22 protein-coding genes and 1 tRNA gene are annotated in these 26,563 nt (G+C 70.6%); 16 read left to right on the top strand and 7 right to left on the bottom strand.

The features are described from left to right. Positions 1-280: 280 nt before the first annotated feature. Genes AB0G17_RS28650 through AB0G17_RS28630 form a run of 5 tightly spaced genes read left to right on the top strand, consistent with a single transcriptional unit; the run spans position 281 to position 4,156 of the window. Complete coding sequence (locus AB0G17_RS28650) at positions 281-2,182, top strand: ATP-binding protein (protein ID WP_361388944.1); 1,902 nt, start codon at positions 281-283, stop codon at positions 2,180-2,182. 7 nt (positions 2,183-2,189) lie between these two features. Continuing rightward, positions 2,190-2,624 carry a roadblock/LC7 domain-containing protein gene (locus AB0G17_RS28645; protein WP_361388941.1) on the top strand — a complete coding sequence of 145 codons (435 nt, stop codon included), beginning with the start codon at positions 2,190-2,192 and terminating at the stop codon, positions 2,622-2,624. A gap of 2 nt (positions 2,625-2,626) precedes the next feature. Further along, positions 2,627-2,998, top strand: coding sequence for a DUF742 domain-containing protein (locus AB0G17_RS28640; protein ID WP_067166125.1), 372 nt, complete (start codon positions 2,627-2,629; stop codon positions 2,996-2,998). Beyond that, positions 2,976-3,590: an ATP/GTP-binding protein gene (locus tag AB0G17_RS28635; protein WP_361388937.1), complete on the top strand. Its 615-nt coding sequence runs from the start codon at positions 2,976-2,978 to the stop codon at positions 3,588-3,590. The genes AB0G17_RS28640 and AB0G17_RS28635 overlap by 23 nt, the downstream gene beginning before the upstream one ends. Continuing rightward, positions 3,587-4,156, top strand: coding sequence for a GAF domain-containing protein (locus AB0G17_RS28630; protein WP_361388934.1), 570 nt, complete (start codon positions 3,587-3,589; stop codon positions 4,154-4,156). The genes AB0G17_RS28635 and AB0G17_RS28630 overlap by 4 nt, the downstream gene beginning before the upstream one ends. Before the next feature lie 26 nt (positions 4,157-4,182). Here AB0G17_RS28630 and AB0G17_RS28625 read toward each other — a convergent pair whose 3' ends face one another. Further along, the gene (locus AB0G17_RS28625; RefSeq protein WP_361388931.1) at positions 4,183-5,388 is read right to left on the bottom strand and encodes an acyl-CoA dehydrogenase family protein; all 1,206 of its coding nucleotides are present in this window, start codon (positions 5,386-5,388) and stop codon (positions 4,183-4,185) included. A gap of 610 nt (positions 5,389-5,998) precedes the next feature. Here AB0G17_RS28625 and AB0G17_RS28620 point away from each other — a divergent pair. From AB0G17_RS28620 to AB0G17_RS28585, 8 genes are all read left to right on the top strand, one after another. Next, the gene (locus AB0G17_RS28620) at positions 5,999-7,222 is read left to right on the top strand and encodes a Gfo/Idh/MocA family oxidoreductase (RefSeq protein ID WP_361388928.1); all 1,224 of its coding nucleotides are present in this window, start codon (positions 5,999-6,001) and stop codon (positions 7,220-7,222) included. Between the two features lie 70 nt (positions 7,223-7,292). After that, positions 7,293-7,369: transfer RNA gene (locus AB0G17_RS28615), tRNA-Pro, on the top strand. Between the two features lie 637 nt (positions 7,370-8,006). Next, positions 8,007-8,672 (top strand): nitroreductase, encoded by a 666-nt coding sequence (locus tag AB0G17_RS28610; protein ID WP_361388925.1) that lies wholly within the window; start codon positions 8,007-8,009, stop codon positions 8,670-8,672. Between the two features lie 116 nt (positions 8,673-8,788). After that, positions 8,789-9,259: an NUDIX domain-containing protein gene (locus AB0G17_RS28605; RefSeq protein WP_361388922.1), complete on the top strand. Its 471-nt coding sequence runs from the start codon at positions 8,789-8,791 to the stop codon at positions 9,257-9,259. Positions 9,260-9,613: 354 nt separating this feature from the next. Then, positions 9,614-10,273: an MSMEG_1061 family FMN-dependent PPOX-type flavoprotein gene (locus AB0G17_RS28600; RefSeq protein ID WP_361388919.1), complete on the top strand. Its 660-nt coding sequence runs from the start codon at positions 9,614-9,616 to the stop codon at positions 10,271-10,273. A gap of 324 nt (positions 10,274-10,597) precedes the next feature. Then, positions 10,598-10,951: a hypothetical protein gene (locus tag AB0G17_RS28595; RefSeq protein WP_361388916.1), complete on the top strand. Its 354-nt coding sequence runs from the start codon at positions 10,598-10,600 to the stop codon at positions 10,949-10,951. Next, complete coding sequence (locus tag AB0G17_RS28590; RefSeq protein ID WP_361388913.1) at positions 10,948-15,237, top strand: RHS repeat-associated core domain-containing protein; 4,290 nt, start codon at positions 10,948-10,950, stop codon at positions 15,235-15,237. Before AB0G17_RS28595 ends, AB0G17_RS28590 begins: the two co-directional genes overlap by 4 nt. Further along, positions 15,234-15,677, top strand: a complete 444-nt coding sequence (locus AB0G17_RS28585) for a hypothetical protein (protein ID WP_361388910.1) — start codon at positions 15,234-15,236, stop codon at positions 15,675-15,677. Before AB0G17_RS28590 ends, AB0G17_RS28585 begins: the two co-directional genes overlap by 4 nt. Positions 15,678-15,729: 52 nt before the next feature. On the opposite strand, the gene AB0G17_RS28580 is transcribed toward AB0G17_RS28585, so the two are convergent. Continuing rightward, positions 15,730-16,959 (bottom strand): helix-turn-helix domain-containing protein, encoded by a 1,230-nt coding sequence (locus AB0G17_RS28580; protein WP_361388907.1) that lies wholly within the window; start codon positions 16,957-16,959, stop codon positions 15,730-15,732. Between the two features lie 432 nt (positions 16,960-17,391). Between AB0G17_RS28580 and AB0G17_RS28575 the strand changes: the two genes are divergently transcribed. The 3 genes from AB0G17_RS28575 (at position 17,392) to AB0G17_RS28565 (ending at position 21,169) form a co-directional block, all read left to right on the top strand. Continuing rightward, a complete protein-coding gene (locus AB0G17_RS28575; protein ID WP_361388904.1) occupies positions 17,392-17,964 on the top strand; it encodes a peptidase inhibitor family I36 protein in 573 nt (190 codons plus the stop codon). A gap of 262 nt (positions 17,965-18,226) precedes the next feature. Beyond that, complete coding sequence (locus AB0G17_RS28570; protein WP_361388956.1) at positions 18,227-18,397, top strand: hydrophobic protein; 171 nt, start codon at positions 18,227-18,229, stop codon at positions 18,395-18,397. 549 nt (positions 18,398-18,946) lie between these two features. Further along, positions 18,947-21,169 carry an NADP-dependent isocitrate dehydrogenase gene (locus AB0G17_RS28565; protein ID WP_361388901.1) on the top strand — a complete coding sequence of 741 codons (2,223 nt, stop codon included), beginning with the start codon at positions 18,947-18,949 and terminating at the stop codon, positions 21,167-21,169. A 229-nt stretch (positions 21,170-21,398) separates the two neighbouring features. Here AB0G17_RS28565 and AB0G17_RS28560 read toward each other — a convergent pair whose 3' ends face one another. The 5 genes from AB0G17_RS28560 to AB0G17_RS28540 form a co-directional block, all read right to left on the bottom strand. Beyond that, positions 21,399-22,667, bottom strand: a complete 1,269-nt coding sequence (locus AB0G17_RS28560) for an MFS transporter (RefSeq protein ID WP_361388898.1) — start codon at positions 22,665-22,667, stop codon at positions 21,399-21,401. A 113-nt stretch (positions 22,668-22,780) separates the two neighbouring features. Then, positions 22,781-23,143 (bottom strand): metalloregulator ArsR/SmtB family transcription factor, encoded by a 363-nt coding sequence (locus AB0G17_RS28555; RefSeq protein ID WP_361388895.1) that lies wholly within the window; start codon positions 23,141-23,143, stop codon positions 22,781-22,783. A 53-nt stretch (positions 23,144-23,196) separates the two neighbouring features. Further along, on the bottom strand, positions 23,197-23,922 hold the full coding sequence (locus tag AB0G17_RS28550) for an SDR family oxidoreductase (protein WP_361388892.1): 726 nt from the start codon (positions 23,920-23,922) through the stop codon (positions 23,197-23,199). A gap of 59 nt (positions 23,923-23,981) precedes the next feature. After that, positions 23,982-25,358, bottom strand: coding sequence for an aldehyde dehydrogenase family protein (locus AB0G17_RS28545; RefSeq protein ID WP_361388889.1), 1,377 nt, complete (start codon positions 25,356-25,358; stop codon positions 23,982-23,984). After that, positions 25,359-26,456: a phenazine biosynthesis protein gene (locus AB0G17_RS28540; RefSeq protein ID WP_361388886.1), complete on the bottom strand. Its 1,098-nt coding sequence runs from the start codon at positions 26,454-26,456 to the stop codon at positions 25,359-25,361. Positions 26,457-26,563 lie beyond the last annotated feature (107 nt).

The following is a 26,563-nucleotide window of genomic DNA, read 5'->3' as shown; positions in this document are numbered from 1 at the left end:
GCGGGTCGTCTCCTAGGGCCTGTCGTCACATTCCCGTCGTCGCCCGAAGGGCGGACAGACGGGAATGTGACGACAGGCCCTAGGAAACGTGTCGGCATTTCGCGCTGCCGTACGAGGCGTCATACCAGAGCGGGACGCGGTAGGGGGAACTTTTCCAACTGTGCACCGAGGGTGAGGGGTTGACCACTACCGTGAGTGGCCGACGATCAACGCGGGCCCACATTCGGATGAGTCGGGCCCGGGACCACGATCTCTGGGACCCCACGTACCGAGGACGCAGATGTCTCATCTTCGCGCACCCGCCGCGCGGTCCGACCGCCGCGAGGGCGGGCGGCACGGACGTACGGCACACCGGCCGCAGCCCCCGGCCACACCTGCGGGCGCCCCGGCTCCGGCGGGGCGGCCGCCAAGCGGGCAGCGGCCGTCCACCGGGGGCCGCATACGACCCCGGCTGCTGCGCACCGCGGTGCTGCCCGCCATGGCCGCGGTGCTGTGCGGCACGGCCGCCGTCGTCTTCACCCTCCACTCCACCCACGCCCACCCCTCCGGGCTGCTCTGGGCTGCGCTCGGCGGCATGGCGGTGCTCGCGCTGGGGTCCGTGGCGGCCGCCGCCGTGGGCGCCGACCGGGCCGCCAAGACCGTGCTCGGCCGCGCCAACGGGCTGCGCCGGGGCAGCGCCCGCTCCGCCGCCGACCTGCGCACGGTGGTCGAAGGACTGCGCCGCGGCGAGGGTCCGCCCGCCCGCGGCGGGCCCGCTCAACTGCCGCCTGGCGCCGACGAGTTCGAGCTCCTGGCGCATGAGCTGACCCGGTCCCACGAGGCGGCCGTGGCCGCCGTGGTGCAGGCCTCGCAGCTCTCCAGCAGCGTCGGCAACGAACAGAAGGTCGAAGTCTTCGTCAATCTGGCCCGCCGGCTCCAGTCCCTCGTCCACCGCGAGATCCAGCTCCTGGACGAGCTGGAGAACGAGGTCGAGGACCCCGAGCTGCTCAAGGGCCTGTTCCACGTCGACCACCTCGCCACCCGCATCCGCCGGCACGCCGAGAACCTCGCCGTGCTCGGCGGCGCCATCTCCCGCCGTCAGTGGTCCCACCCGGTGACCATGACCGAGGTGCTGCGCTCCTCGATCGCCGAGGTCGAGCAGTACCCCCGGGTCAAGCTGGTGCCGCCGATCGACGGCACGCTGCGCGGCCACGCGGTCGCCGACGTCATCCACCTGCTCGCCGAACTCGTCGAGAACGCCACGCTGTTCTCCGCCCCGCACACCCAGGTGCTGCTCCGCGCCCAGCTGGTGACGGCGGGGCTCGCCGTCGAGGTCGAGGACCGCGGCCTGGGCATGCCCGTCACCGAGCAGAACAAGATGAACGCGCTGCTCTCCGACCCCGATCAGGTGAATGTCGCCCACCTCCTCCAGGACGGCCGCATCGGCCTGTTCGTCGTCTCCGCGCTGGCCCGCAGACACGGCATCGCGGTCCGCCTCCAGACCAACATCTACGGCGGCGTCCAGGCCGTACTGGTCCTGCCGCAGGGCCTGTTGGGCGCCGACTCGGAGACCGTCAAGGACGGGCAGACCGCCGAGCGCCAGCCCCTTCCGGAGCCCGCCAGGACCCCCCTCCCGGCCCACCCCCAGCCCCCTGCCGGGGCCCCGCAGCAGGCGCCGCCGCCCGCGCCCGTCCCGGCCGCCGCCGCGCCGATGCCTCCTCCCGCACACCGCACACCCGGGCACGACACCCCGCTGCCGTCCCTGCCCCGCCAGCCGCAGCACGGCGAGACCGCGTCCACGCACGGCACCACGCCGCTGCCGGTGCGCGCCGCCCACGAGGAGCGGCCCAACCCGGCCGCCGCCGTCCCCGGCGCCCAGCGCGAGCCGGGAGAGGTCTCGGTGCCCCCGATACCCGTGGCGAACGGTACGGTGCGCGGCGCGGGCCGGCCCGATCTGCCCAGGCGCCGCAGCCAGGAGCACCTCGTCCCCCAGCTGCGGGACGCTCCGGCCGCGCGCAAGGAGGACGAGCACGCCCTGCACGACCCGGGGCTGATGGCGGCGTTCCAGCGGGGCATCGGCCTCGCCGAGTCGCAGCCGGCCCCGCACGACCCCTCCTCCGTACCGCAGCAGCACCCGTCCCACCCCGCACGGCCGTTACATCACCCCCAGGCAGAAACTGACGCCGAACACTCCAAGGAGTAGATGCACCATGGCGAGCGATGCGCCGAACGGACACGTCTCGGACCTCGACTGGCTGCTCAGCGGCCTTGTCCAGCGGGTGCCCTACACACGCAACGCGGTCCTGCTCTCCTCCGACGGGCTGGTGAAGTCCGTGCACGGTCTGGACGTCGACAGCGCCGACCACATGGCGGCCCTCGCCTCCGGGCTCTACTCGCTGGGCCGCAGCGCGGGTGCGCGCTTCGGCGACGGCGGCGAGGTCCGCCAGGTGGTGGTGGAGCTCGACTCCACGCTGCTCTTCGTCTCCACGGCCGGCTCGGGCACCTGTCTCGCCGTGCTCGCCGGGCGCGAGGCGGACGCGGCGGTGCTCGGGTACGAGATGGCGATGCTGGTGAAGAGCGTACGGCCCTACCTCGTGACGCCGGCCCGGCAAGGCGCCGGCACACCGAGCGGCACGAGGCACTGAGCGTGCCGGCCCCGCAGGATGGACCATGGCTCGACGACGCGGCCGGGCGGCTGATCCGCCCGTACACCGTGAGCAACGGCCGCACCCGGCCGACCGCCACGCTGGACCTGCTCTCCCAGGTGATGGCGACCGGGCAGCCGCCCCAGACGCACCTCGGGCCCGAGCACTCGCAGGCGCTCGGGCTGTGCGAGGGGCCGACCTCGGTGGCGGAGATCGCGGCCCATCTGCGGCTGCCCGCCGTCGTCACCAAGGTGCTGCTGTCCGACCTGGTGGACTGCGGGGCGGTGACGGCCCGCGCGCCCCGCTTCCACCACACCCCCACCGACCGTTCTCTGCTGGAGGCAGTGCTCGATGGCCTACGACGACGGCTCTGACGTCAGCCCCGCCGTGGATCTCTTCCCCACCGCGCTGAAGATCCTCGTCGCCGGCGGCTTCGGGGTCGGCAAGACGACCTTCGTGGGCGCGGTCAGCGAGATCGAACCGCTTTCCACCGAGGAGCTGCTCACCACCGTCAGCGTGGCGCACGACAGCCTCGAAGGGGTGGAGTCCAAGACCACCACGACGGTCGCCATGGACTTCGGGCGCATCACGCTCGACGCGCGGCACGTCCTGTACCTGTTCGGCACGCCCGGGCAAGAGCGCTTCTGGTTCATGTGGGACGAGCTCTCCGAGGGCGCGCTCGGCGCGGTGATCCTCGCGGACACCCGGCGCCTGGAGGACTGCTTCTCCGCCGTGGACTTCTTCGAGCGGCGCGGGATCGGCTTCCTCGTCGCGGTCAACGAGTTCGACGGGGCCTACCGCTACACCCCGCAGGAGGTCCGGTCCGCCATAGACCTCAAGCCGGAGGTTCCCGTCGTGCTGTGCGACGCCCGTATCGGCAGCTCCGGGATCGGGACCCTGGTCACCCTGGTCCAGCACCTGCTGTCCACCTTTCCGGCCGCCACCAGCCATGGAGCCCACACATGACGTACGACCCGACCGGTCATCTGCTGCTCACCCCCGTCGACCGGGAGGCGCCCGTCCGCGTACAGCGGCTGCGCCAGCTCGGCATGGGGGAGCAGCCCGATCCGGCGTTCGACGAGTTCGCCCACAAACTCGCGGAGGTCACCGCGGCGCCCTATTCGATGGTCAACTTCATCGACGAGAACCAGCAGTTCTTCGCCGGGCTGCACACCCCGCAGGGGGCGCACGCGGGCACCGATCTGAACGCGGTGGCCGCCTCCGGCGGGGTGAGCCGGATCATGGCCCGCGACCACGGCTACTGCCCGCACGTCGTGGTGCGCCGCAAGGCGCTGGTCCTGGAGGACGTCTGCGACTACCCGCGCTTCGCGGGCAACCCGGTGGTCGACGAGATCGGCATCCGCTCCTACCTCGGCGCCCCGCTGATCGACCGCACCGGTATCGCGCTCGGCACCATCTGCGTCGTGGACACCGAGCCGCGGCCGTGGGGCCGGGCCGGCCTTGAGACGATCAAGTCGATGGCGGCCGAGCTGATCGAGCAGATCCACCGCCGGGAGGACGGCGGCTTCTGACCGCCGCCCCGCCGGCTCCTTCGCGGTCAGTGGGCCGCCGCGAACTCCTCCATGCGTACGACATCGGAGAGCCGCTGTGACCACTGGCCCTTCGTCGTGCCCAGCGCGACCTCGGCCAGCCGCAGCAGCTGGACGTCCGTGGTGCCGGCGGGGGCGAAGATGTGGTGCGCGTCGCGCAGGTACCGCTCGATCGGGCGGTCGGTGAAGAGACCGGCCGCCGCGTGGATCTCCATGGCGCTGCGCGCCGAGTCCAGCGCGTACTCCACGTTGACCACTTTGGCGTTCATCAGCTCGGCGTCGCACGGCAGCCCCTGGTCGAGCAGGTGTACCGCGTGGTACGCGGTGAGCCGGGCCGTCATCAGCCGGGACTGCAACTGTCCCAGCTTGATCTTGATGTTGGGCAGTTCGTACAGCGGCTTGCCGTAGCGGATCCGCTCCGTGCAGAACCTGGTGGTCTCCTCCAGGATCGCCCGGTGGATGCCGAGCGAGACGGCCGTCAGATTGGCCCGGCCGTACAGCATGCTGGAGGAGTAGGCCACGGCGAGCCCGTCGCCCTCCTCGCCCAGCCGGTTCTCCACGGGCACCCGGCAGTTGTCGAAGTACAGCTCGCCGAAGCCGAAGCCGTGCAGGCCCATCGTGTCGCGCTCGGCGCCGAGCGAGAAGCCGGGCCGGTCGGACTCGACGAGGAAGGCGGTCAGCCCCCGGGAGCCGGGGCCGGTGCGGACGACGACGCCGTGCACATCTCCGACGTGGCTGTTCCCGACGTACACTTTGCGGCCGTTGAGGACGTACTCGTCGCCTTCGCGGACCGCGCTCGCCGTCATCCCCAGCACATGGCCGCCGGACTCGGGCTCGGTCACGGCGATCGTCGGAAGGCAGTCACCGGCGGCGATCGCGGGCAGCCAGTGCTTCTTCTGCTCCTCGCTGCCGAAGTGGACTATCTTGGCCACTCCCAGCTGGGAGGCCTGCGCCATCGCGCCCATGGCGCCGCTGACCCGGGACAACTCCTCGATGATGATGGTCTTCCCCAGGTGTCCGACGCCCATTCCTCCGTACGACGGGCTGACGGTGGCGCCCATCCAGCCCTGCCGGGCGATCAGCCGGGACAGGTCGTACTGGACGGACCGCGCCGCCTCCATCGCCGCTATCCGGGGCCGGATCTCGCGTTCCGCGAACTGCCGTACATGCTCCCGTAGTTGGTGATGCGGGCGGCTGCTGAAGTATCCGTCCATGGCGAGCCCTCCTCCGCGAAACGCCTGCTCGCCACGGTGTTCGAGCAGGTGGTGCATCGGCAGTGGTCCCCGTCCCGAAGAGGCCGACCTCATCATGTTGTTGATCATTCAGTGGCGCTACAACGTCCTTGTCAACTTTGGCTGAAACGGGGCGCGTTGACGTTTGACTACTGGTGTGTTCTGTGAGGTTGGCCTCCTCGGTTCCACTCGGTTGGCATTCCCCGGTCCCGACTTTTTGCCACATGCCCACGGCAAAGGTTTCGTGGGCATGCGGCACTGAGGGACAGTCTTCCGTCCCGGATGTACACAGGGATGGCATCGAGGAGCCCCCCCGGGAGGCGATTGAGCGTGCTCGCGAACGCGTTCGGACGACCCTCGGCCGTCCGGCACACGGGCCGCGCCTGTGCGAACCTGATCGTTTCACCCTGCGAGGATCAAGCTCCGTTCCGGACCGGCGTGTTGGAGTGCCGCCCGGTGGCGGCGGCGCGAAACGGTTGTCCCAGGCGTGTACTCCGGCGTGCGGCCCCGGATCGGGCGCTGCTGTCATCATCGGGCACCGGACCATCTCGGCGCTCCGCGCCACCACGACCGGACCGTAAGGAAGTTGATCATGACCGACCTCCGTATCGGCGTCCTCGGCTACGGCCTGCGCGGCAGCCTCGCCCGCGTCGCCCACCGCCCCGGCCGCGGCTCCGCCGTCACCGCGCTCGCCGACCCCGACCCCCGGGCCCGCGCGGAGGCGGCCGGGGCCTTCCCCGACGCCACCATGACCGGCGACCACCGCAAGGTCGTCGAGGACCCCGACCTCGACGCGCTGCTCATCCTCACCCCCGACCACACCCACGCCGACATGGCCTGCGCGGCCATGCGCACCGGCAAGCCGGTCTTCGTCGAGAAGCCCCTGGACATCTCGGTCGAGCGCTGCGACACGATCCTGCGCACGGCGTACGAGACCGGGTCGCGCCTGTACGTCGGCCACAACATGCGTCACATGCCGGTGGTGCGCCTGATGCGCGACCTCGTCGAGCGCGGGGTGATCGGCACGGTCAAGACCGTCTGGATCCGCCACTTCGTCGGCTACGGCGGCGACTGGTACTTCAAGGACTGGCACGCCGAGCGTGCCAACACCACCGGTCTGCTGCTCCAGAAGGCCGCCCACGACATCGACGTGCTGCACTGGCTGGCCGGCGGCTACGCGCGCGACGTCCACGCCATGGGCGACCTCATGGTCTACGGGGACAATCCGCACCGCCGCGCGCAGGGCGAGCCCAAGGCGGACGACTGGTACACCAAGGACGGCCACTGGCCGCCGCACACCCAGCGCGCCCTGAACCCGGTGATCGACATCGAGGACGTCTCGCTCCTGAACATGCGCCTGGACAACGGCGTGCTCGCCGCCTACCAGCAGTGCAATTTCACCCCCGACTACTGGCGCAACTACACCGTCATCGGCGACGCGGGCCGCCTGGAGAACTTCGGCGACGGGCCGGGCAGCCGGGTCAAGGTGTGGAACGCCCGGCGCTCCCACTTCCGGGACGAGCCCGACGAGGTCCACGAGGTGCCGGCCGCCCCGGACCGCTCGGGCCACGGCGGGGCGGACCCGCTGCTGATCGACGAGTTCCTGCGCTTCGTGCGCGAGGGCGGCCGCACGGACACCTCGCCGGTGGCCGCCCGGATGGCCGTGGCGGCGGGCTACCAGGCGACCATGTCGCTGCGCGACGGCGGCACGCCCCGGCGGGTCGAGCCGCTGGACCCCGAGCTGGCGGCCTATTTCGCGGCCGGTCAGGTGCGCCCCGGCGGGCCGCCGGACCCGGCGGCCGAAAGGCGTTCGTGACCACCGGTAGAAGTGCGGTATTGTTCTCGTGCACGTTCGGCCAGGGGGAAACCCCAGGTCAGACGGGCATCGGGACGTGGCGCAGCTTGGTAGCGCACTTGACTGGGGGTCAAGGGGTCGCAGGTTCAAATCCTGTCGTCCCGACCAGCGTTTTCGCAGGTCGGAGGCCGTATCGGAAGAATCCGATACGGCCTCAAGATCGTTTTTGGGGACCAGCGGGGGACCGGTTGGGGACCAGGACGGTCAGCGCCGGTCAGACGGCGGCGACCGTCGTGACAGGCAGTGAACGGGCTGCACGGACACCGTGAGGTGCGCCGAGAGGACGGCACCGGCTGCGACGATCTGGTCGGCGTCGGGGTGCAGGTAGCGCTGGGTGGTGATCAGTGTCTCTTCCCATGCCGTCCGTTCGTGCGGACAGCCTGGTGAGGGCCGCCGGCCATGCCTGCATCGTCGCGCCGTCGGCGCTGACCGGAATGCGGGCCGGCGAGCTGATGGAGCTGACCGTCGGCTGCCGTCGGGCCAGCAGCGACGCCGGCACCGGCCTGGCCCGTCACCGCGCATTCCGGCGGGGCCTGCGACGTCGAGACCCTGGCCCGCGAGGTCGGCATCTCGCGCGCAGCTCTCTACCGGACCTGGGGGACATCTCAAGGACGGGTTCGAGCAACGACGGTCCACCGCCCGGGCCGCCGGCCAGCAGCCCGACCCGCGCGAGGCTCAAATCCTCCGGCGCGTGCTCAAGAGGGTAGAGAGGTGGTTGTCGTTGAGTGAGAGGACGAGAACCAACGTGAACGTGTATGAAGCTGTGGACAGTCGGCGGGCCGTGCGGGCGTTCAGCGATGAGCCGGTATCCAAAGAGGTTCTCGAACGAGTGCTGACCGCTGCCACGCGGGCTCCGTCGAGTGGAAATCTCCAGCCGTGGCATGTCTATGTCGTGGCCGGCGATCCCTTGGCCGAACTGAAGGAGCGTGCGACGGCCAGGGCGCTTGCGGGAGACCCGGGCGATGAGCGGGAGTATCCGATGTATCCGGCCGAGCTGTCTTCGCCGTATCTGGACCGCTTTTCCGCTGCGGCCGCCCAGCGGTACGAAGTGCTGGGAATCGAGCGCGACGACCCCGACAGGCCCATGAAGATCGCCGCTTTGAACTCGGGGGCGTTCGGGGCGCCGGTCGTGCTGTTCTGCTACCTCGACCGGACGATGGGTCCCGGGCAGTGGGGGGACGCGGGGATGTACTTGCAGACGGTCATGCTGTTGCTGAGGGCGGAAGGGTTGCACAGCTGTCCCCAGGTGATGTGGACGATGTATCGCAAGACCGTCAGCCAGATAGTGGGAGCCGATGACGGGCTCGTACTGTTCTGCGGTGTCTCGGTGGGATTCGAGAAGGAAGACGTGCCCCGGCTGCGTACTGCGCGAGCGGATTTGACGGAAACGGTGAGCTTCATCGGAGTGTGACCGTCAGGCCAAGATGCGCAGGACAGCCTATGAGACACCCTGCCCCTGGGCCGTGTCTGAGATGGCGATCAAGCCGGTCTTGATCGCCATTTCGAGCACCGCATAGCGTCAGGACGGTGGAAACAACGCATCGGCCCGCCGCCCGGGTCATCTGCTTGGACGCTGCCCACCGCCTGCTTCTTCTGCGCTGGCGGGATCCCTTCGACGGGACCTGGCTCTGGGAGCCGCCAGGTGGCGGCATCGAGCCTGGCGAGACGCCGCTAGTGGCGGCACGACGTGAACTGGCCGAGGAAACCGGACTCGGCCCGGCTGCCGTCCTTGACCGGTCGGTGCTCGTCGACCGTGATGTGCAGTGGAACGGCAAGCGATACACCGGGGCGGAGCACTTCTTCGTCGCTCAGTTTGCCGACGAGCAACCGTCCCTGGTGCGGACCGGCCTGCTCCCCGACGAGCAGTCCAACCTGGACACGCATGCCTGGATCGCTTGGTCGGACCTGGACTCGCTGCCGGACCCGGTTGAGCCGCCGCAGTTGCTGGCCGTGCTCGGCGCCCTGATGCCGGACGGCCCGTGGTGTGATCGTGTATGAGGTGCGGTCACGCCGTCGATCACGCCGTCGATCTGCCGGCGACGGAAGACCGAGTACGCCGTCTCCCACGGCCCGTGACGTTCTGGGACGTCCCGCCACGGCGGTCCGGCAGTCAGATGGCGTCGAAGACCTGTCGGCGGTCCCGAGGCGGCCCCCATCCTCGGAGCCACATCAAGATCGTTCCACGGCTCTGATCAACATTTCAAACATGGCCTGACGGGCTGGCCCGCGATGGATCTCGGGGCGAGTTGGCCCGCGGGTTCGGCTGGTGGTGGATCAGCAGCGCGACCGTCTCCATGTCCCCGCACTCACCGACCGAGATCAGTCGCAGGTCGGCCCATTAGGGTCCGTGGCATGACGACATTCCCTGCCAGCAGTGCCTTCGACTCGCTCCGCCTCGACGCCGTGCCCGATCAGGACGCGTTGCGCCGGGTCTACGAGCTGCCCAAGGACACGGCCATACGCAAGCAGATGACCGAACTCACCGAGCAGACCCGGCGGTTGATCGGCTGCTCTTCCCTGGTCCTGGTCGCCAGCGCGGACGCCGAGGGCAACTGTGACGTTTCCCCGCGCGGCGGCCCCGCCGGGTTCGTCTCCGTCCTGGACGCACGGACGGTGGCCATACCGGACGCGACCGGCAACAAGCGTCTGGACACCCTTCAGAACGTCATCGCCACCGGACGGGCCGGGCTGCTGTTCGTCATCCCGGGGCGCACCACGACGCTCAGGGTGAACGGCCGGGCCTGCGTCTCCACCCGCCCGGAGCTGCTGTCGCAGCTGACCGCCGTGGGCAGGCCGCCGGCCAGTGCGCTGGTGCTGGGGATCGAGGAGGTCTACCCGCACTGCCCCAAGTCGCTCCTGCGCAGCGGGGCCTGGAAGCCGGAGCAGTGGCTGTCGGCGGACGCCCAGCCGACCTCGGCCGAGGTGACGCTGGCCCAGCTGCGGATGCCGGAGCTGACGATCGCTGACATCGAGCAGGCGGAGGTTGATTCGCTGAAGTACCGGTACGAGTAACGGGCTGACCTGCACTTACTGAACCACCAGCCCGTCGAATCACCGGGCCGGCTCCCCAAGATTGATCACGGCGCAGCCCATCTCGACGAGACGCTACGGAAGGCGGACAGGCCCGACGCCGCGATCACTTGGTCGTCGACGTCAATGCCCGCGACCTCTGCTTCACCGAAACGGCTGAAGGTCAGGTCGGAACGGTTCTGGCCTGATCCTTCGTTACCTATCCACGACGTGTGCTTTGCGCTCCCTTGACCTTGGACTTCTACGGTCAAGGAAGGGCATGCGCGATGTCAGAGGCGGGTGCGGATCGACGGGGGAAGGTTCCGGGTGGGCGACGACGGCAAGGTTCTGGACATCAAGACGGCTGATCTGAAGCTGTCGGCACCGGTCTTCCACGAGCAGGCGAAGAACCTGAGCACGGCGCTCACGAATCTGGTGAAGGCGCTGGACGGTTTCGGCAAGCCGTGGGGCGATGACGAGCAGGGCAAGGCGTTCGGGGATGCGTACGAGCCGCAGCAGAAGGCGATCGAGCGTGGGGCGGGGATCCTGGTGCTCGGGCTGACGAGCATTCATGAGGCGATGGTCGACATGTCGGACGGGCATGTGGACAACGACGAGTTGATCGCCGGGATGTTCGCCAAGGCGCGGCCGCAGGGTGAGCATCAGGACGGTGCCAAGTGAGCATCGAGGACGAGGCGAAGAAGGTCCTGCTCAAGCTGGGTATGTGGTGGCCGGATGCCAACTCGGGCACCCTGCGGCACGCGGCGCAGGCGTGGCGTACGTTCGCGGACGCGGTCGATGATGTGCGTACGCCGGTGAACAACACGGCGTCCTCGCTCATCCACAACAACAAGGGTGAGGCGATCGAGACCTTCACCACGTTCTGGGAGCGGTACGCGAAGGGCAAGGAGGCGGGGTGGCTCAGCGATCTGGCCAAGTCGTCGCGGAAGATGGCGGAGGGGCTGGAGAAGTTCGCGGACGCGGTGGACGACGCGATCACCAAGCTGTGGACGCAGATCGGCATCGACGCGGCGGTGATCGCCGGCGGGGTCGCGCTGGCCTTCCTGACCGCGGGCCTGGCTTCGGGGGCGGCGGTGGCGGCTGCCGACGTGATCATCGAGATGGGTGCCACGCTGGGTGTCGCCGTCTCCACCACGGTCGCGGAGATCGCGGCCGGGACGCTGGTGGCGGCCGCCTTCGGCGGCGTCGAGTCGGTCACCGTCGACCTGGCCGTGGCGCAGCCGTTGAAGATCGCGACCGGTCTGCAGAGCGGCTTCAGCCTGGATGAGATCAACCAGGCCGCCAAGGACGGCATGATCTTCGGCGGGGCGCTGGGGGCCGGAAGCGGGGTGGTGAAGGCGGGAGTCGAGGGGGCGTTCACCAACCCGACGCCGTTCATGCTGCGCCCGCCCTCGCTCCGCCCGGACCTGGTCGAACTCGGCCCCGCCGCCCGCAACGGCGAGCGCACCCCGTGCGTGGGCGAGCCGATCGACGTGGCGACCGGCGCGATGCTGATGTCGCAGACCGACCTGTCGCTGCCCGCCTCGCTGCCGTTCGTCTTCCAGCGCACCCATCTGTCCTCCTACCGGGGTGGGGTGTGCTTCGGTCCGACCTGGATCTCGCCTCTGGACGAGTGCGTCCAGATCGACGGCGAGGGCGTCGTCTTCGCGGGCGCGGACGGCATGCGGCTGGTCTATCCGGTGCCGACGCCGGGCGAGCCGGTGCTGCCCCTCAAGGGCCCGCGCTGGCCGCTGGAGTGGGACGGAAAGCCGGACGGCGTGATGACCATCACCGACCCGGCCACCGGAGTGGCCCGCCACTTCAGCACCCCGCTGACCTCCGCCACCCCCAACGTCTTCCACCTGCCCATCGACGCCTGGCAGGACCGGGGCGGCGCCCGCATCGAGGTCGAGCGCAACGCGGGCGGCGTCCCCGAGGGCATCCGCCACTCCGGTGGCTACTACCTCGCCGTCGACTCCCACGGCCCGCGCGTCACCGCCCTGCGCCTGCTGGAGCAGGCCCCCGACCGCTACAGCGGCCAGGTCCCTGCGGACGCGGGCACGGTCGTGATGCGTTACGGGTACGACGACGCCGGCAACCTCAGCGAGGTCATCAACTCCAGCGGCAAGGCCCTGACGTTCGCCTACGACGACCAGGGCCGCATGACCCGCTGGACCGACCGCAACGGTACCTGGTTCTCCTACGTGTACGACGAGCGCGGCCGGGTCGTACGCACCGACGGCGTCGACGGCATCCTCTCCGGCACGCTCACCTACGACGACGCGGCCCGCACCACCACGTACACGGACTCACTGGGGCACACCTCCAGCCACCGTTACAACGGCGAGGGCATGGTCGTCGAGGAGACCGATCAGCTGGGCCACATCACCCGCACGCAGTGGGACGAGTACGGCGACAAGCCCCTCACCGTCACCGACCCCCTCGGCCGCACCACGCGCTACACCTACGACGAGCACGGCAACCTCACCGAACTCACCCTGCCCGACGGCTCGGTGGCCCGCGCCGCCTACAACCGGCTCGGCCAGCCCGTCGAGGTGGTCGAACCGGGCGGGGCCACCTGGCACCACACGTACGACGAACTCGGCAACCTCCTCACCACCACCGACCCGCTCGGTGCCCGCACCAGCCATGCGTACAACGAACTGGGTCACCTGACCTCGATCACCGACGCTCTCGGCGGAGTGCGCCGGGTCACCCCGAACGCGGCGGGCATCCCCGTCGCACTCACCGACGAGCTCGGGCACACCACAACCGTGAGCCGTGATGCCTTCGGCCGCATCACCGAGGTCACCGACCCCCTCGGCCACACCACGCGCACCACTTGGACCGTCGAAGGCAAACCCGCCGGGCGCGAGCACCCGGACGGCACCACCGAGTCGTGGACCTGGGATGACGAGGGCAACCCGCTCACCCACACCGACCAGGCCGGCCACACCGTCCGCCACAGCGCCGGCCACTTCGACGTGCCCGCCACCCGCACCGACCCGGACGGCGCCACCTACGCCTTCACCTACGACACCGAACTCCGCCTGACCCAGGTCACCAACCCCCACGCCCTGACGTGGACGTACACCTACGACGCAGCGGGCCGCCTCACCTCCGAGACCGACTTCAACGGCCGCACCCTCGCCTACACCCACAACGCGGCTGGTGAGCTGACCGCGCGCACCAACGGCGCGGGCGAGACCCTCCGCTACACCCGCGACGCGCTCGGCCGGATCACCGAACAGCGCGACAGCACAGGCGAGTCGACGACGTACACCTACGCCGCGGACGGGCAGTTCGCGTCCATCGCGAGGCCCTCGTCGGCAGTGGTCGTCGAGCACGACCCGCTGGGCCGCGTCGTGACGGAGTCGGTTGACGGTCGCACAACGACGTACGCCTACGACGCCCTGGGGCGCCGCACGCGCCGCACCACCCCGTCCGGACTGGTCTCGCACTGGTCCTACGACGCGGCAGGCCGCCCTGCCGCGCTGCACTCCGACTCGGGCCGACTGGCTTTCGAGCACGACGCGGGTGGCCGGGAGACCGTTCGCCGCATCGACGACAGGCCGGCCCTCTCCCAGACGTGGGACGTCGCCGGCCGCCTGGCCACGCAGACGCTGACCGCACCCGTGCGGACCGCATCGACCCACCGCGAGGCCGAGCACCTCCTCCAGCACCGCAGCTACGCGTACCGTCCGGACGGCTATGTCACCGAGATCCGCGAACTCACCTCCGGGACGCGGAAGTTCGACCTCGACTCGATGGGACGACCCACCGGCGTCCATGCCCACGGCTGGACCGAGACGTATTCCTACGACGCGACGGGCAACCTCACCCACGCGGCCGCTCCCTCCCACCAGGCCCCGGGAGAGCGTGACTTCGGCGGTACCCGCCTCCGCCGGGCCGGCCGCACCACGTACGAACACGACGCCCAGGGCCGCCTGATCCGCAAGAGCCGCAGACTCCTCAACGGGCAGACGCGGGTGTGGACCTACGCCTGGAACGCCGAGGACCGCCTGGTGACGGCCGGTACCCCGGACGGCGAGACCTGGCACTACACCTACGATCCGCTGGGGCGCCGAACCGCCAAGTACACGGTGGCGGACGACGGCACACGCTCCACCATCACCTTCAGCTGGGAAGACACCCGCCTGGCCGAACAGACGGCTCCAGACGGAAGGGTCACCACCTGGGACTACGCGCCCGGCACCCACCGCCCCGTGGCTCAGACCGACCACCGCCCCCTGGCTCGGAAGGCGGGTGGCTCCCTCCTGTCGGAACTGGCCGCCGACCCGACGGCCGACCGCACCACCGCCTTCCACGCGGTCATCACCGACCCGGTCGGAACCCCCACGGAACTGGTCGCCGCAAAGGGCGAGCTGTCCTGGCACCACCGCCCCGCCCTGTGGGGCACCCCCTTCCCCACCGATCTGGACGGCACAGCCGTCGCCTGCCCCCTGCGGTTCCCCGGCCAGTACGCCGATGCCGAAACCGGCCTCCACTACAACCACTTCCGCTACTACGACCCGGAGACGGCCCACTACCTCAGCCCCGACCCGCTCGGCCTGGGCGCCGGACCGAACGAGTACTGGTACGGGCCGAACCCGCTCACGTGGATCGACCCGTTCGGTCTCGCCCTGTGCCGGACCAGCCCCAGGCTGGAAGACGGCAATCCGAAGGAGGGGTGGCAGCACATCGACGAGCGTCACGTCTCCGGTACCAGCGCCCAGGGGCACGGCGACCTCATGCCGCCCTCGACCACCCGCGCGCAGGTGGAAGAGGCCGCCCAGAACATGATCGACAAGGGCACCCGCGTGTCGGACCCGTCCCGCAGGATGCAGACGTTCGAGAAGCGCATGATCGTGAATGGGCACCGGGCCCGTTACCGGCTCATCGTCGACTCGGAGGACGGCAACCGCATCATCACCTTCTTCCCGGTAGGAAAGAGCTATACCCCGTGATCACCATGCAGTTCTCAGTGCGGCCGGGTCAGGGCGAGGCCAGCGGCTTCGACCTGGGCGACATGGTCTGGTCCGGTGAGCTCGGGGAGGCCCGTTCCGCCGGACACACCCCGGACCAGGGGATGATGATCTACCTCTCCGTCCCCCTGCTGCTCGACGGTCTCGTCGCGTGGCTGCGGGGTCGGGACAGGACTCTGGAGTTCATCGGCGCCGACACGTCTTTCGCCCTGACCTTCCGCAAGGAGAAGCGGCACCTTTCCCTTGCCTCGGCGGCCGGCCCCATCGGCACCGCCAGCGCCGGAGAACTGACGGAAGCGGTCCTCCGGGCGGCCGAACAACTGGCAGCCGAGGGCCTCGCCTCCCTTCCCGACACCGACAGCGCCCGCCCCGACTACCTCGCCGCCCTGCACGCGTTCCGCACGGAATTCCCCACTACCTGAACGCCCGAACACCCGCCCCGGACCTCAGAAGATCTGGGGCGGCGGTGGGCTTTCAGCAGGGTGTGCGATAGGGCGCGCCCCCGCCGTAGGCCGCCCAGTCGCTCTTCGACAGCAGGGGCAGAGCCTGGTCCTTGATTCCTTTGCATACGGTGTCCGCGACGTGTTCCGGCGTGACGCGATAGGTCCTCAAGGGGACGTGTTCGCCGGATACTTGGAGTGTGTTGGCGTCCGGGGTGAACGCCACGGCGAGGTCTGTTCCCCCGGGCGTCGGCAGCGCGGATCCCATTTGCTGGCCGGAGCCGACGTCCCACAGCCGCAGCATGCCGTCCTTGGTGGTGACGGCCAGGTTCCGGCCGCCGGGGGAGAAGGCCAGGCCGATGATGCCCCGGGTCGTGTGGTCGGTTCCACCGGGGCTGGAGGGTATGAGTTGGCCGAGCCGCCGGCGCCCGTCGCCGTCCCAGATCGTGACCTGGCCCGATTCGTCGCCCGCCGCCAGATATTCTCCCCCCGCGCTGAAGGCGAGAGCCGTCGTCTCGCCGACCGTGAGCGCCTTGCGTGTCACTCGCCTTGACCTGACGTCCAGCAGTTGCCCGTGCGAGGTGGCGAGGACCCCTCTGGGGACACACCGGTCGGCGGGCTGTGCCACCAGCCACGTGCCGATGGTGATCCCCAACGCCTCGGGACCGGCCGGCAGTTCGCGCCGCGGCTTCGGGGCGGCGCTGCCCGCCGCCGTGCTGCCCGCCGCCGTGCTGCTCGCCACCAGGCGGGCAGCCGCCTCCGCCAGCGCCTGTGAGGGTTGGGCGCCCGGACTGAACACGGCGGTGTGCCAGGACTCGGGCAACCGGGGGAGGAGCCCCGCGGCCAGTACGGAGGACTTGCCGCTGCCCGACGCCCCGACCACGCACACCAGCCGGTGGTGTTCCACGCGCTGGAGCAGGTCCTTCACCAGCTCCGACCGGCCGAAGAACGCATCGGCGTCCTCGGTGGCGAACGCGGCGAGGCCGAGGTAGGGAGGACGGTCCTCCTCCCCGGCACCCTCGCCCGCGTCCGGCAGCCGTGCCACGCCCCGGGAGGCGATCTGCCAACGTGCCTCCCACTCCCGCTGGTCACCCCCACAGGCCCGCACGTAGCTCAGCACCACCGCGAGCGAGGGCAGCCGGTCGCCTTTCGCCGCCTCGGCCAGCGTGCTGGCGGAGTAGTGCGCGGACTTCGCCAGGGCGCGATAGCTCGGCGCCCCCGCGCGCTCACGCAACTGGCGCAGCTCCCAGGCGAGCCGCTCCACCGGCCCGGCCCCCGGGTCGAGAGACCCCTCAGGCCGCCCCAGTCGGGCTTTGCCCTTCGCGTGATTCGGTTGCTCGCCCACGTATCCGCCCCTGGTAGACCGCCTGCGCCAGCCACATCTTTGTCCGACTTGAATGTCCTGCACAGAGCGCCGTTTCGGACAAGTCGCCGCCCTCGCACAGTCGTTGACGGCCCGAGCGTGGGCCCCTGGCCGTGCCGCTGATCGCGACCCGGCCAACGCCCATGCGGACCGGGCGGGGGATCCACAACGGGGCGGGTCTACCAGAGGACACCTGAGCAATGTTCTCGGTCCCCCGTAACGGCCGGACCCACCGGAGGCGGACTCGCACTTCCGATCCACCGTTGCCGAGCAACGACGAACTCCCGGTCGTCCACGCAATCCGGGCGACCACTGATTCCGGAAGGAGCACACATGCGTATACGTAGGGTTCTGACGGCGCTGTTCATGGCCGTCCTCGCGCTCGTGGCCGTCCCCAGCGCGGCCGGCGCGGCAGTAGGAGCCGCGAACGGCGGGCACGCGGACTTCTCGGCCCAGGCCAGAAGTGCCGGGCTCAGCGGTCCACAGATGAAGAGCCTCCAAGATCGAGTCGACGGCTACCTCGCGAAGACGCACGGCAGCCAGATTGGCGCCAACAAGATCGCCCTGGACAACGGCGTCCTGTTGCTCACCCTGCCCGGTGAACAGCGGGCCCGAGACCTCGCCCTGCCGAACGCCCCCCGCGGTGCGGCGGCCAACTGTGCGTACACCTACGTGTGCGCCTACAGCGGCCCGGATTTCACGGGTGACGAGATGATCCTCTTCACCTGCAACCATCTGAACCGCATCTACTGGAACGGGACCGGATCCTGGATCAACAACCAGCGCTCAACCTTGTACGCCAGGTTCTACGACAGCAACGGCAACCTTGGCTGGACCTCACCCGGCGGATACAGCGAGGACCGCCACGCCCCCTGGGGCTGGGTGTGGTGGCTCAGCCCCTGCTGAGCCGTGGGACGACGATGTGGCCGTGTTGCGCCGGCAGCGGGCACTGATCGTTCCGCCGGAAGGACAACGGATGGTGAGCGGGCCGGAAGCGCCGTAGCCGCAGTGGGCGTCGATGGGTCCCGTCAGCTCATGGTGCTTGAGATGCCGCAGCGGGGGCATCGTGCGGGCACACGTATGTGCCCGCACGGCGCGGCAGAAACTCATATTTCAGGTGCTTGTAGGGGTGAAGTGAGGGCATCCGTTGGCCAGGAGGTTGATGACAATGGTTCCCCTGCTTCTGGTTCTTCTACTGGCTCTGATCCTCTTCGGTGCGGGTTTCGCGCTGAAGGCGCTGTGGTGGATCGCGGTGATCGTGCTGGCCGTATGGCTCCTTGGCTTCGTCGCCCGGTCCGCGGACGGCGCCGGCCGCAGGGGTCGCTGGTACCGCTGGTAGGCGGGCACACCTCGGTGTGAGGATCACCGCTGGTGACATAGGTGGACGTGGGGCCCGGCCAGGGACGGCCGGGCCCCACGCCATGCGGTGCGGACGCGATCGACGCGCAGGGCGCGGCCGGGTCCGGTCTCAAGGAGGTCAGTCGTCCGCATGGGGCAGACCTCACGATCTCAGGTCGGCAGCGCGAGTGAGAGGCGTCACATGCGGGTTGGGTCCAGCTCGCTTTGAGGGACAGGCTCACAGGTCGGGCAGGCATGCGCGGTGCGCGCCATCCGTGGCGGCAGCCCCGACCGGGCGCCCGGTCGACGCCTCGGGGTGACGAATGGTTGGGGACCAGTTGGGGATCAGCGCCACTGCCCGCAGGTGCACGACACGCGCATATACGCACGCTCCCTGCCCTCACATGGTGGTATCTGTCCCGATTCTGGCCATGAGGCAGCTGTCCGGGGGTCAAGGGGTCACCCCGCTCGGCAGGGCCCTGTCCTGATGGGCACCGCCACGAGATATCTTGATGTCGAGCAATGTTGCATACGTGGAGTGGAGCACCCGGTGACTGACTCGACCATCATCTACACCCACACTGACGAGGCGCCCGCGCTGGCGACGTACTCGTTCCTGCCTGTGGTCCAGGCGTATGCCTCGACGGCCGGGGTCACTGTGGAGACGCGGGACATCTCGCTGGCCGGGCGGATCATCGCCCACTTCCCCGAGTTCCTCGAGGAGGGGCAGCGCATCGACGACGCCCTCGCCGAGCTCGGCGAGCTGGCGAAGACGCCCGACGCCAACATCATCAAGCTGCCGAACATCTCGGCCTCGATCCCGCAGCTCAAGGCCGCCGTCGCCGAGCTGCAGGCGCAGGGCTACGCGCTGCCGGCCTACCCGGACGACCCGCAGACCGACGAGGAGCGCGACATCCGCGCCCGCTACGACAAGGTCAAGGGCAGCGCCGTGAACCCGGTGCTGCGCGAGGGCAACTCCGACCGCCGCGCCCCCGGCTCGGTGAAGAACTACGCCAAGGCCCACCCGCACCGCATGGGCGCCTGGACCCCCGAGTCCAAGACGAACGTGGCGACCATGGGCGCCGACGACTTCCGCTCCACGGAGAAGTCCGCCGTCGTCTCGGGCGCCGGCTCGCTCCGTATCGAGCTGGCGGCCGAGGACGGCACCACCACCGTGCTGCGCGAGTCGGTACCGGTCCTGGAGGGCGAGGTCGTCGACGCCTCCGTGATGCGCGTCGAGGCGCTGCGCGCGTTCCTCGCCGAGCAGATCGCCCGCGCCAAGGCCGAGGGCGTGCTGTTCTCGGTGCACCTCAAGGCCACGATGATGAAGGTCTCCGACCCGATCGTCTTCGGTCACGTGGTGCGCGCGTTCTTCCCGCAGACCTTCGCGAAGTACGGCCAGGCGCTGGTCGCCGCCGGTCTGTCCCCGAACGACGGCCTCGGCACCATCCTCAAGGGCCTGGAGTCCGTGCCGCACCTCGGCGCCGAGATCAAGGCGTCCTTCGAGGCCGAGCTCGCCGAGGGTCCGGCCCTGGCGATGGTCGACTCCGACAAGGGCATCACCAACCTGCACGTCCCCAGCGACGTCATCGTCGACGCCTCCATGCCCGCGATGATCCGCACCTCCGGCCACATGTGGGGCCCGGACGGCCAGGAGGCCGACACCCTCGCGGTCCTGCCGGACAGCAGCTACTCCGGCGTGTACCAGGTCGTCATCGACGACTGCCGCGCCAACGGCGCCTTCGACCCGGCGACGATGGGCTCGGTCCCGAACGTCGGCCTGATGGCGCAGAAGGCCGAGGAGTACGGCAGCCACGACAAGACCTTCGAGATCGCCGCCGCGGGCACCGTCCGCGTCGTCGACGCCGACGGCAACGTCGTCCTGGAGCAGCCGGTCGCCGCCGGTGACATCTTCCGGATGTGCCAGACCAAGGACCTGCCCATCCAGGACTGGGTCAAGCTCGCCGTCACCCGCGCCCGCGCCACCGGCGACCCGGCCGTCTTCTGGCTGGACGCCGAGCGCGCCCACGACGCCGTCCTGATCGAGAAGGTCAAGACGTACCTCGCGGAGCACGACACCGAGGGCCTGGAGATCAAGATCATGTCCCCGGTCGAGGCGACCGCGTTCTCCCTGGAGCGCATCCGCCGCGGCGAGAACACGATCTCCGTCACCGGCAACGTGCTGCGCGACTACCTCACCGACCTGTTCCCGATCCTGGAGCTGGGCACCAGCGCCAAGATGCTCTCGGTCGTCCCGCTGATGAACGGCGGCGGCCTCTTCGAGACGGGCGCCGGCGGCTCCGCCCCCAAGCACGTCCAGCAGCTGGTCAAGGAGAACTACCTGCGCTGGGACAGCCTGGGCGAGTTCCTGGCCCTCGCGGTCAGCTTCGAGCACCTCGCCACGACCAAGGGCAACGCGCGCGCCCAGGTCCTGGCCGACACGCTCGACCGCGCCACCGGTGCCTTCCTCAACGAGGACAAGTCCCCGAGCCGCAAGCTCGGCGGCATCGACAACCGCGGCAGCCACTTCTACCTCGCCCTGTACTGGGCCCAGGAGCTGGCCAAGCAGACCGACGACGCCCAGCTCGCGGAGGCGTTCGCGCCGCTGGCCAAGACGCTGGCCGAGCAGGAGCAGACCATCGTCGGCGAGCTCATCGCGGTCCAGGGCAACCCGGCCGACATCGGTGGCTACTACCAGCCCGACCCGGCGAAGGCGGCGGCGGTCATGCGCCCGTCGGCGACCTTCAACCAGGCCCTCGCGACCCTGGCCTGATCGCCTCGCCGGATCGCCGGCCCTGATCACCAGGCCCGATCCGACAGCGGCACCCGTACCGCCCCGGCCGGCACCACGCCCGGCCGGGGCGGTCCCCTTTTCCCGGGTTCCTCGGGTTCCTCGGGTTCCTCGGGTTCCTCGGGTTCCTCGGGTTTCCCGGTTTTCCCGGCGCTTCCCGCATGCGCGCGGCTGACCTTCGCGGACCGCCCGCGCGACCGCCCCTACGCCGTCAACGCACCTTCGCGGCCGCGCCGGTGACCGCGGGCGCCGCCTTGGCGGCGATCCGCTCCGACGCGGCTCCCCCCGGCCACACCGCCGTCGCCGCCCCCGCCGCCCCCAGTGCGATCACCCCGAGGACCCCCGCCGTCACCGGCACCCCCACGCCCGCCGCCAGCCACCCCGCCAGCGGGTACGTCAGCAGCCAGCAGCCGTGGGAGAGGGAGAACTGGGCGGCGAACGCGGCCGGGAGGTCGGCCGTGGCCGTGCAGCGGCGGATCAGGCGGCCGCCCGGGGTCAGCACCGCCGAGCTCGCGGCGCCGATCGCCGCCCAGGTCAGCAGCGTCGCCGCCCAGCTCCACCGCCCCGCCGGGGCAAGGGTGGTGGCCGCCACCGCGACCATGACACAGGGCAGCGCGTAGGCCGCAGGCAGCATCACCGCGCGGTCGCTCGCCCGGGCGAGCAGGCGGGGCAGCCACAGCGCGGCTGCCATGGAGCCGATCCCGTACGCGCCGAGGGCGAGCGAGACCGCGCCGGCCGGCTCGTGGAAGTGGCCCCGCACCACGACGACCGTGTTGACGAACACCATCGCGCCCGCCGCCGCGACCGCGAGATCCAGGGCGAGCAGTGCCCGCAGCCGGGGGTCCGCCCAGAACAGCCGGGTCCCGGAGGCGGCTTTGGCGTAGGCGCTCCCGGTGCGTACCGCCGGAGTCGCCCGGGGCAGTACGGCCGACACCACGAGTGCGGCGGAGCCCAGGAAGCCCAGGGTCGTGCCCGCGAAGAGCCAGTGGTAGGAGACCAGTGTCAGCAGCAGCGCGGCGAGCGCGGGGCTCAGCAGGCTCTCCAGGTCGTAGGCGAGCCGGGACATGGACAGGGCGTGGGTGTAGTCGCGTTCGGCGGGCAGGACTTCGGGCACGGTCGCCTGGAAGACCGGGGTGAACGCGGCCGAGGCGGCCTGGAGCAGGAAGATCAGCGCGTACACCTGCCAGACCTGCGAGACGAAGGGGAGGGTGAGGGCCACGCCCGCGCGGGTCAGGTCCGTCCCGACGAGCAGGGTGCGGCGCGGGATCCGGTCGGCGCAGGCTCCCACCAGCGGCGCCACTCCCACGTACGCCACCATCTTGATCGCCAGCGCGGTGCCCAGGACGGCCGAGGCGTGCCCGCCCGCCATGTCGTACGCGAGCAGGCTGAGCGCGACCGTGGCGAGGCCGGTGCCGAGGAGCGCGACGACCTGTGCGGTGAACAGATGGCGATAGGTGCGGTTGCGCAGTACCGACAGCATGGGAACCGTCCCGGGGGCGCGAGAAGGTGCTCGGACTGCCATCGTAACCAATGCGTGCGTACCTATGCACATGTTCGGCGGATCAAGGCGGCCGAGGACGGGCGGTGGCGCCGTCAGTCGTGCGGCGGGAGGGCGCCGAGCTGGTGGTCGGCCACGTTCAGGGCCTCGTCGACCAGGCGCCGCAGATGGCCGTGGCGCAGTGAGTAGACCACCCGGCGGCCGTCCTTGCGGGTCGCCACCAGACCGGCCAGGCGCAGCTTCGCCAGGTGCTGGCTGACCGAGGGGCGGGCCGCGCCGCAGACCTCGGTGAGGGTGGTGACATCGGCGTCGCCCGCTCCCAGCGCCTTGAGCAGGGCGAGCCGGGTGCGGTCCGCGAGCAGCGTCAGCACGGCGACCGCGACGTCCAGGCGCTCGTCCTCGCCAGTGGTGCGCGGGTGCGGGGCGTGCGCATCCGACAGGTGCTTGCTCGCGCTCATGTCGCCCATCGTAGAGGGCCGGTACGGGGCTGAGCCCCGCACCGGTTCGCCGTTCAGCGGGTCGGTATCACGCCGCCGTCGACGCGGACGACCTGCCCGGTGATGTGCCGGGCGGCGGGCGACGCCAGGAACCGTACGACCTCCGCCATGTCCTGCGGCTGTCCGGCCCGGCCCAGCATGGTCTCCGCCACCCGGGCCTCGTGGAACTGCTCCGAGCGGCGGTCGCGGAAGAACTCCGTCTTGTCGACGTAACCCGGCGCGACCACGTTGCAGGTCACCCCGCGCGGCCCGAGCTGACGGGCGATGAAGATGTTCCAGCTGTTCATGGCCGCCTTGGCGGCGCCGTACGAGCCCGCGCCCCGGTCGGCCGCGAAGGAGCTGATGTTCACCACCGCGCTGCCGGAGACGAGCTGCTTGTCGACGGCGGCCGTGGTCAGCACGGCGCCGAGCAGATTGGCCTCCAGGTTGGCCCGCCAGCGGTCGGCCAGGGTCCGCAGATCGCCCGGCGGCGGGGCGTCGAACTCCCTGTTGCCGCCCGCGTTGTTGACGAGCACGTGCAGTACGTCCGGCAGCCGCTCGCGGAAGCCCTCCAGCTGCTCCGGGTCGGTGACGTCGCAGGGCAGCGCCGTCACCTGGCCGTCGAGCTCCTCGGCGGCCCGCAGCAGCACGTCCTCGCGACGGCCGCTGATGACGACGTGGTCGCCGTCGGCGAGGAACGCCGCCGCTATCGCCTTGCCGATGCCGGTGCCGCCACCGGTCACCAGGACGGTTCGAGTCATCTCCACACACTCCAGGGGTCGTTGCAGCGAGGTAGGGCGGGCGCGCGGACGGCGCCGGCTCAGGCCGAGGTTCCGAAGGCCCGGGCCTCCATCAGGTCGTGGCTCAGATAGCCGTCGTGCGGACTGGTCCGGCCCGCCTGGTACGTGGGGATGGGGCCCAGCAGGACCTTGCGGATCGACCGCTCCCGCAGCGCCTCGCGCGCCAGCGGCTCGTCGCCGCCGAGGATGGTGAGCGCGAGCGTGTCCCGCAACGGGCCGAAGCCCTGCTCGCGCCGCCACGGCAGGATCCACACGCACGGGAACGACAGCTCGATCCGGGCGCCGGGATGGTCCGGGCGGTCGCAGAGCAGTACGGCGGGGCGCAGCGCGGCCGAGCCGTCGCCGAGGTCCGCCACCGGCCCCTCGGGGTAGAGCGGCGCGGCCACGTCCACCGCACCCTCCAGCCGTGCCGTCAGGTGCTCCCGCAGCGCCCGCGCCTCCGCCAGTGGGAGCACCGGCACCTGCGCGTCGGGCGACTGGGGCGGCGCCGGGGTCAGCCGGGCCAGGCGCTCAGCCACGGCCGCCGCCAGTTCCGCCGGGTCGGCGTCGGTGAACACGGCGGTCGCGTTGGTGCAGCGCATCCCCGCGTCGTACCCCACCGACCGGCAGATCACGTCGACGGTCTGCTCGGTGATCTCGCCGGTGTGCAGCAGCTTGGAGCGGCCCGGGCCGCGCAGGATGACCCGGCGGTCCTCCCCGTAGCGCCGGGCCGCCGCGTCCCCGCCGAAGACCAGGCTCAGATCGGCGGCCTCGACCAGCGCGTCCCCGGTGGCGTGGCTGCCGGGCAGCAGCGACAGGTAGTGCGGGGCGACCCCCGCGTCCAGGAGTGCCGCGATCATCCGGGCCGGGGTGAAGGGATCCCGCGTCCCCGGCCGCACCACCAGCCGGTACCCGCAGGCCAGCGCGGTGAGCCACTGGGTGTGCGTACCGGGGTTGTTGCTGGGCGCGATCACGGCGAGCACGTCGCCGCGCCGCGTCCACACCGTGGAGATCTCGCCGGGGACGGGCGCGGCCGAGGCACCGGCCGGGCGCTCCGCCAGGAACCGCGCCCCCACGCCCGCGAACGTCTCGGCGACGTCCCGCAGCGAGTGCCGGGCCACCGCGACGGGCACACCGGCGACCCGGGACTGGAGCTCGCAGTAGGCCTGCGGGGAGAGCCCGTTGAGCGTGGCCGTCTCGAAGAGCTCGCCCGCCGCCGCGATGCGTTCGGGCTCCGGCGTCCGCTCGGCCCCGGCCCGCGCGTCCGCGACGGTGAGCCGCGCGAGCAGCGGCGGGGCGAGGTGGACGAGCGCCAGCAACGTGCCGTCGACACCGGTGAGTTCGGCGCGCTCGGCCGAGTGCCTGGGAAGGCCCGCCCGGATCAGCGGGATCTCGTGGAGATCCTTGGCCTCGGCCATCTAATACACCCCTTCGACCACGGAGGTGTCCGCCGACTCGTAGGGGCGGACGCCGGAGAGCTCGATGCCGGGGAAGCCGTCGACCGAGGCGCGGCGGGTGGCCACGTCCCGCTCCAGGGTCGGCGGGGTGAAGTAGTCCCGGGTGAGCACGGTGATGACGACCCGGCCCTCCTCGTCGTCGGCGACGATCCGGTCGGGCTGCGCGGGGTCGACGAGTTCGACCACCGTGTACGGGTAGAACGGGCGGAAGACGCACGGCGCGGCGTCGCCGGGCCGGGGAGTGCGCTGGGGCGCCACGCCCATCATCGTGTTGCCGTACGCACCGGCCAGTCGGGCCTGCGGGAACAGCTCCTCGTCGATCAGACGCAGGGTCTCGCCGTCCATGCTGGTGCCGCCCCAGATGATGCCGCGCACGCTCTCGCGCAGCAGGGCGAACACGTCCTCGCGGGCGCCGATGGACTCCAGGATGCGCGGGGTGGTGGAAATGCCCCGGATGTCCTGGGTGCGCAGGACGTCCTTGACCTGGTCGAGGATGTGGTCGACGTACCTGCGGAACTCGCTCTGGCGCCCCTCGCTGACGCAGCGCCGCACCCAGCGCGGGTCCAGGTCGACGAAGTAGCAGAGCATGCCGCGCAGTTCGGAGAGCGTGGTGATGTTCCTGGCCATGACGTGCGGGCCGGTCGGCCCGATGTGGAGCCAGTTGCCCTCGCCGGAGGGGAACCCCTGCTCGTCGAGCATCATGCTCTGCCACTGGACGTTGCGGCGCCGCGAGGTCGCGTCCACGATCCGCTTGGGCGCACCGGTGGCGCCGCCCGACTCGTAGATCCCGTACCGCGTCCCGGGCGCACTGCCGCGCGGCACGAGCTGGTCGGCGGGTATCCGGCTCCAGTCGACCGGCACGTCCGCGAACAGACGGAGGTCCGCGAGGCACTGGACGTCGGTGCGCGGGTCGAAGGAGAAGCCCTTGGCGCGCTCGACCCAGTACGGGCTGCCGGTCAGCGGCGAGAAGTGCCACTCCATGGTCGCGCGGACGAGGTCGTCGATGTCGGGCAGCTGGTCAAGTGGGGGCTCGAACACGGAACTGAAGTCGTCGGCCATCTCGGTTCTGTCCTGTCCGTTCTGGGTGTCGATCGGCGACCGCGTCTCAACACGCGGCGGGCGTAGAACAGTTGACTGATTGTCAGAGCTACTGATTGTTGGCAGTA

The organism is Streptomyces sp. NPDC023838, from assembly GCF_040639555.1.
Taxonomy (GTDB): domain Bacteria; phylum Actinomycetota; class Actinomycetes; order Streptomycetales; family Streptomycetaceae; genus Streptomyces.
Note: the sequence above shows the minus strand (reverse complement) of the source record. Positions and strands in the feature narration are given on the sequence as shown.